The sequence below is a fragment of the Coleofasciculus sp. genome, assembly GCF_046539235.1.
Taxonomy (GTDB): Bacteria; Cyanobacteriota; Cyanobacteriia; order Cyanobacteriales; family Coleofasciculaceae; genus Coleofasciculus.
This window is the reverse complement of sequence record NZ_JBKHHI010000394.1, coordinates 1-6,255: the sequence shown is the minus strand read 5'-3', so window position 1 is coordinate 6,255 and position 6,255 is coordinate 1. Positions and strand designations below refer to the sequence as shown.

Sequence of the window (6,255 nt, the reverse complement as noted above, 5' to 3'; positions counted from 1 at the left end):
AAGGACAAAGGACAAAGGACAAAGGACAAAGGACAAAGGACAAAGGACAAAGGACAAAGGACGGACAAAAGTAATGAATAAACTGTTGCCAGGTTTCTCCGAAGGGTTCCCTGTAGCGCTAAGAGTATGGTTAGTGTTTTTGCTATGTCTGTTTTTACTTGGATACTCAGTTCCCTTCAGTATCGTGGTGGGTGCTGTTGGGGGAATTGCTGGCGGCTGGGTTGTGGCTTGGTGGAAGAGTAAAGATGAACCAGAGAAAGCATCCTCTGAACCCCAAGATGAGCCAGAGGAAACCCCCGTCAAGTTAAGTGGATTAACCTTAGCGAAACAGCGTCGAGATGCTAGAGCGAGGAAGCGTTCCCAGAAAAGCTCCATTCCATTGACGGGATTATTCAACCGAAGTAAGTAGTGAGGGCTTCAGCCCTCTCCAGCTCGGAGAACTAAAGTTCTCACTACAAACAAAGCCCTATTTTAAGTGGGTCAAGCCACTACGTCGTAAATTCAGATGCCACAATCATAGAACCAATTCCTTTATTGGTAAAAATTTCTAAAAGTAGAGCGTGGGGAATTCGACCATCAATAATATGAGCCGCCCGTACCCCCTGAGCCAGCGATCGCACACAACAGTTGACCTTAGGTATCATACCGCCAGCCACAACACCCGATACCATTAACTCTCGTGCTTGTTGGATATCCAGCTTAGCCATGAGAGTGGAGGGGTCTTGGTAATCCTGTAAAATTCCCGGCGTATCGGTGAGCAAAATTAACTTTTCTGCTCCCAAAGCGGCAGCAATTTCGCCAGCCACGGTATCGGCATTGATATTATAGGCTTGACCTGTCTCATCAGCAGAAACACTTGACACAACTGGAATGTAGCCACTTTTGACCAAGGAATCCACCAGTTTAATATCCACACTGCTGACTTCTCCAACAAAGCCAATCCCCTTGCGCCCTTCGGGACGGGCTTTGATTAAATTTCCGTCTTTACCGCAAAGTCCCACGGCTAAACCCCCAGCCCGGTTAATTAGAGAGACTAACTCTTTATTAACTCGACCCACGAGAACCATCTCCACAACATCCATTGTGGGTGCATCTGTTACCCGCAACCCATCCTTAAATTGGGGTTCAATCCCCAGCTTATCCAACCAGCTATTAATTTCTGGACCACCGCCGTGAACCACGACGGGACGAACGCCGACACAGGATAAGAAGACAACATCCCGAATAACTTTATCTTTGAGGCTGCTATCCTTCATCGCCGCCCCCCCATACTTAACCACAACCGTCCTCCCAGCAAACTGCTGGATGTAAGGTAGAGCTTCACTGAGTATCTGCACACGGGTTGCTTCGGCTTCCCGGATTAAATCGTGATCGTTTTCTTGTACCATCGACAGGAACTGGAAGACCAATAAGATATCCCAAGCAGTTTAGATCATTTTTTTATCAATATCTCCCCCTGCTTCCAGACGTGCCATGGCACGTCTCTACATTGCTCCCCCATCTCCCCCAGCTCCCATCTTCGCCAAAATCCCCCATGGGATAGAGGTCATAGTTACTCCTGAGAAGGATGCGATCGCAGCTAGATTGCCTTTGTAATGAAGGGTGGAAGCATTAACTTCTAAGAGTTGCTGATTATTGAGAGAGGACATTCATACATGTTTATTAAACACTATCGTAAAAGCTTACCTGCCAGTGCGATCGCCTTAGCGCTAATGGCGGTGCTACTTCCCTCCTGCGCCGACACCACCCAAGACGTTGTCACCCCAAGACAAGAGGAAGGAAACGTGACAGCGGAGGATGTCGAGGAGAACACCGAACAACTCATCGGTCAAACCGTGACAATCAGAGGCGAAGTGAGACAGGTTCTGGATAATGTCAGCTTTACCATCTCAGAGGATGAGTTTTTTGGTGATGAAATTATCGTGGTCAATACCTCAGGCGAACCCTTTATGCTGCCAGAAGATGACGATGTTGAAGTCCAAGTCATTGGTGAAGTTCGGCAGTTTAATATGGTAGAGTTTGAGGAAGAATTCGACTTAGACTTGCAAGTCGATACAGACTACGAAAACAAACCCGCGATTGTGGCTGAATCACTGGCACTTGCCCCTGAACCTGGAGAAATTACCCAAAATCCTAGCCAATTCTACAATCGAACCGTGGCTGTAGAGGGTGAAGTGGAAGAGATTATGAGTAACAATACCTTTACTCTCGATGAAGATCAGTTAGTGGGTGGCGGTGATTTGTTAGTCTTCACTTTAGTCGCACCGGAGAGAACCATGGTTGAAGGTGAAGATGTTTTCGTGACCGGTGAGATACGTCCCTTTGTCTCGGCTGAATTTGAGCGGGATTATGATTTAACCTGGGATCTGGATGTCCAACGCCAACTGGAAGCCGAATACGAGAATCAGCCTGCATTCATCGCTAAATCAATCTATCCCTCTGCTCAATAATAGTTAGTCGGGTAGCATTGGTTATCTCAAGGGATGAGTAATGAAGCTAACAGCTATGTCCTTATCAGCCTTAATAGGCTCTATCAAAGGGTAACTTCAGTTTAAGCAATTGTGCCGCAAACAAGACTCAGTTCGTTAGCTTTACTTTTACCTGTCCCTTGTTTTTCAACCCTGATATAGCAACCGCCATAGCGGTTAGGGCACATCATTTAGTTCCAGACGTTCCGCCGGAACGTCTGGAACAACAATTTGTTTGTCCTAATCGATGGTCAGGTAACGTGTCACACTAGAAGTAGCGATTCCGGAAAATCGAGAGGAAGCTTGGGCTATGACAATCTCCACTGAGAAAAAAGTTTGGACAGATGAGGAATTTATGGAAATGTCCAAAGATGGGCATTGTTATGAGTTAGTAAACGGGGAGCTTGTGAATAGGGGCAATTCAGGGATGGAGCATGGCGGAATTGGCTCATTTCTGGGGGGGCTTCTGGCAATCTATGTTCGGCAACACAAATTGGGAACGGTTTGTGATTCTAGTACAGCGTTTACCTTAAAGAACGGCAACAAGCGATCGCCTGACGTCTCTTTTGTCTCTAAAGAACGGCTCAAGGGTTTAAAGCGTCCCCCTCGTGGGTTCTTTCAAGGTTCTCCTGATCTGGCGGTGGAAATTCTCTCTCCCAACAACACCGTTGAAGAAATCCACGACAAGATTGTGGAATATTTTGACAACGATACTCGCTTAGTTTGGGTGATTCATCCCGATGAAAAATATGTTCTGGTTTACCATTCGCCCGAACCCGATCGCTTACTTCGTCCTCAAGACGCGCTAGAGGGTGACGCGATCGTTCCTGGCTTTTCTATGTCGGTTGCTGAACTGTTTGAAGAGTGGGATTTTTAGCGATCGCTCAATTTTGATTTTCTACATAGAACTTAGGTCTTTTTATGAAAAAGAGAACTTTTGGCTATGTTAGTTATTCCCCAAAAAGCAACTCTCCCGTAACTAATGTGATAAGTTTTTAGGAATCACATCAATTACGGGAGAGCCTAGATTTTCAGTTCAATCCATCACCTCAAAGGACTGCACTTGTAGGACTGGACCAATCATTGCTGTGGTCATTACATCCTCTCGCACCTCTCCTTGCACCTTCACATTTAGGTTAGATTGCTGTAACTCATCGGGGGCATCCTGAAGTTCATAGGTTTCTCCAGACTCAGCCACTAATGCCCAAGTCCCAACGCCAATATCCTTGTGTTCGATTTTGCCAGTAACCGTAATGCTCATGCCAATTTCCCCTCTTCTTTAGAGGCAAAATAGGCAAGTCCAAAGCAGAGGAGAGCATTCGTCATTAAGAATAGACGCGCCCCAATGCCACTACCTAACCACAGAACACTGGGAGACATTACCGCACTTACCGCCAAACAACTGGCAACACCCAAGGCTGAACCAATCGCCACCCATTTCCATTGGGGATGTCCTAGGAACAATGCGACTAATATAAAGGGAATCAGCACGCTGGCAAAAATGGGATTTAATAACCCACTGCCTTGAATCGCTGTACCCAATTCTGGAATCGAACTGCCCATGACTCGTAGGGGCCAATGAGGTAAGTCAAAGATATAGAAGCCGCGCAGGAAGAATAATCCTGAACTTCCAGCCACTAATCCTGTGGTCAAACTCCAGCCAAAAGACAAATAAGTTCGTAAGAACCACGCCAAGAGGTAGGAACCCAGAACCATGAGAACTTTCGGCAACAGCGCCACCGCACCGCCATCAATCCAGAAGCGGAGATTCAGATACCCGTTATCGCGCAACCAACGGAAGAAATCGCGGAAGGTAATTTGTCCCTTCGTCGCCAATTTCACCGCACCCGCCGCATCTAATTGTCCCGCGCCAAAGTGGTTGAGGGGATCATCTTCAACCTGGCGACTGGATTGTTGGAGAACGCTGAAAATTTCATCGGGATCATTAATCCCACTCGCTTTCACCAAAGCTGCTACCCCAGCAACGTGGGGGGCTGCCATACTGGTTCCCTGAAAGCCGGAAAAAATGGGATTTTTGGTTTTGGGATTAATGGTTTCTTGGACAATCTTACCCGCTTCACTTCCACCAGGGGCAGAAATGTCAACCCCTGCACCGTAGTTGGAATAGGGGGCTTTTACGCCAGCCGAATCCACAGCGGCAACACCGAGAACATGGGGATAGCGGGCGGGATAGGAGGCGGAATTTTGATTGGCATTTCCTGCTGCTGCGATAATCGCCACACCTTTGTTATAGGCATAGTCGATCGCTTCTTGCATCAGTTGACTTTCACCGCCACCGCCCAAGCTCATGTTGATCACATCCGCGCCATTATCGGCAGCAAGTTTAATCGCTTCCGCGATATCGGAAATCGTACCACCACCACCTGCACTCAATACTTTTAAGGGCATGAGACTGGCTTCGTAGGCTACACCAGCCACCCCATAACTATTATTGGTGGATTGGGCAATGGTTCCAGCAACGTGAGTCCCGTGACCATTATCATCAAAGGCGTCAACTCTATCGTTTACGAAGTCGTACCCTTCGACCAGTTTGGTATCTTTGAGATCAGGAACTGGACTAATCCCGGTATCAATCACCGCGACTGTAATCCCACTTCCCCGTGTCTCATCCCATGCGGCTTCCACATTAATGCTGCGGAGATTCCATTGCTGGCTATAGTTGGGGTCGTTGGGAACAAAAAACGTGCTGTAGATGTAGTTGGGTTCAATATATTCCGTGTCCTTTGCCAGTTCTGAGCGTTTGAGCTGACGCAGGAGTTGTTTATCGCCCTCCAAAATGTAAATATTGTCAACGTCAGAGAATTCGCTATTGAGTCGCGGCGTCACACCGTATTTTTGTGCGATCGCGTCCACCTGGGCACTAATCTCTGTAGCGGGAATATCTTCCCGGAAATCCAGTACAATTGAGCCAAATTCCCCCTGATTTGCCAACCCTTTAAAGTTGAACAGGGCAAAACCTAGACCAATCACAAACAAACACAGTAACAAAAACTTTTTCATTGGCAACCATCCGTCTATCGTGCCAGTTTAACCTCTACGATAGCTTATTTGTTATTTGTCATTCGTCAGGGAACAGGATAGTGTAGAGACGTAGCATGCTACGTCTCTACACCCCCATCATCCCATCACCCGCCACCTTGGTAGAACAGCTCCAGAAAGCGGAAAAATTTCTCACATAAGTTAGGATCGCGTGCGCCGGCTTCCATCTCCTTGGTAATCTCCTCTATGGCTTGCATCCAGTAGGGGCGATCGCTTGAGGGTTCGTTCCGGGTGCGATGGAGTCGCTTACTGATAATGGCATCGGCAATATTGACAAGCTGGAAAACTTGAACAATAAACGGAATTTCATCACCCTTGAGTCCTTTAGGATAGCCGGTGCCATTGAGTCGTTCTTGATGAGACAAGACAAGAGGGACAAATTCTTTCAACCCCGGAAGCTGCTTGCAGATCAAAGCAGATACTTCCGGATACTCGCGAATTTTTACCCAATCCTGTTCGCTTAAGGAACCGGGATTGAGTAAAATCGAGTCGGGAATGCTAAGTTTGCCTAAGCCATGACAGTAACTCAGGAAAACAAGTTGGCGCAGTTGGGTTTTGTCTAGTTTCAGCCATCGCCCAAAATGTAAGCACATCGTTCGTAGACGATAGCAACGTAAGCCAGCCGTGACGTTTCGAGCCAGCTGGATTTGTTCAAGAAAATTTAAGATATCGGCGTCGCCGGGGCGAAGCATTCTACTTCAGAATGAGTTTAGGTTACTTTTATTGT

Annotated in this window: 7 protein-coding genes and 1 pseudogene; 4 read left to right on the top strand and 4 right to left on the bottom strand. The window is 47.2% G+C overall.

Annotated elements, in window-relative coordinates:
- Positions 1-409: pseudogene (locus ACLFWI_RS25030) on the top strand (hypothetical protein); the annotation flags it as partial.
- A 79-nt stretch (positions 410-488) separates the two neighbouring features.
- On the opposite strand, the gene argB reads toward ACLFWI_RS25030, so the two are convergent.
- On the bottom strand, positions 489-1,388 hold the full coding sequence (argB, locus tag ACLFWI_RS25025) for an acetylglutamate kinase (RefSeq protein ID WP_446406225.1): 900 nt from the start codon (positions 1,386-1,388) through the stop codon (positions 489-491).
- An 85-nt stretch (positions 1,389-1,473) separates the two neighbouring features.
- Here argB and ACLFWI_RS25020 point away from each other — a divergent pair, with 85 nt between their 5' ends.
- From ACLFWI_RS25020 to ACLFWI_RS25010, 3 genes are all read left to right on the top strand, one after another.
- Entirely contained in the window at positions 1,474-1,596 is a 123-nt protein-coding gene (locus ACLFWI_RS25020) for a hypothetical protein (protein WP_446415173.1), read from the top strand.
- 59 nt (positions 1,597-1,655) lie between these two features.
- Positions 1,656-2,450 (top strand): hypothetical protein, encoded by a 795-nt coding sequence (locus tag ACLFWI_RS25015; protein WP_446415172.1) that lies wholly within the window; start codon positions 1,656-1,658, stop codon positions 2,448-2,450.
- Between the two features lie 328 nt (positions 2,451-2,778).
- Positions 2,779-3,345 carry a Uma2 family endonuclease gene (locus tag ACLFWI_RS25010; RefSeq protein WP_446406228.1) on the top strand — a complete coding sequence of 189 codons (567 nt, stop codon included), beginning with the start codon at positions 2,779-2,781 and terminating at the stop codon, positions 3,343-3,345.
- A gap of 159 nt (positions 3,346-3,504) precedes the next feature.
- On the opposite strand, the gene ACLFWI_RS25005 is transcribed toward ACLFWI_RS25010, so the two are convergent.
- From ACLFWI_RS25005 to ACLFWI_RS24995, 3 genes are all read right to left on the bottom strand, one after another.
- Positions 3,505-3,729: a hypothetical protein gene (locus tag ACLFWI_RS25005; RefSeq protein WP_446406229.1), complete on the bottom strand. Its 225-nt coding sequence runs from the start codon at positions 3,727-3,729 to the stop codon at positions 3,505-3,507.
- Complete coding sequence (locus ACLFWI_RS25000) at positions 3,726-5,489, bottom strand: S8 family peptidase (protein ID WP_446415171.1); 1,764 nt, start codon at positions 5,487-5,489, stop codon at positions 3,726-3,728. Before ACLFWI_RS25000 ends, ACLFWI_RS25005 begins: the two co-directional genes overlap by 4 nt.
- Before the next feature lie 125 nt (positions 5,490-5,614).
- Positions 5,615-6,220: an HD-GYP domain-containing protein gene (locus ACLFWI_RS24995; protein WP_446352869.1), complete on the bottom strand. Its 606-nt coding sequence runs from the start codon at positions 6,218-6,220 to the stop codon at positions 5,615-5,617.
- Positions 6,221-6,255: the final 35 nt, after the last annotated feature.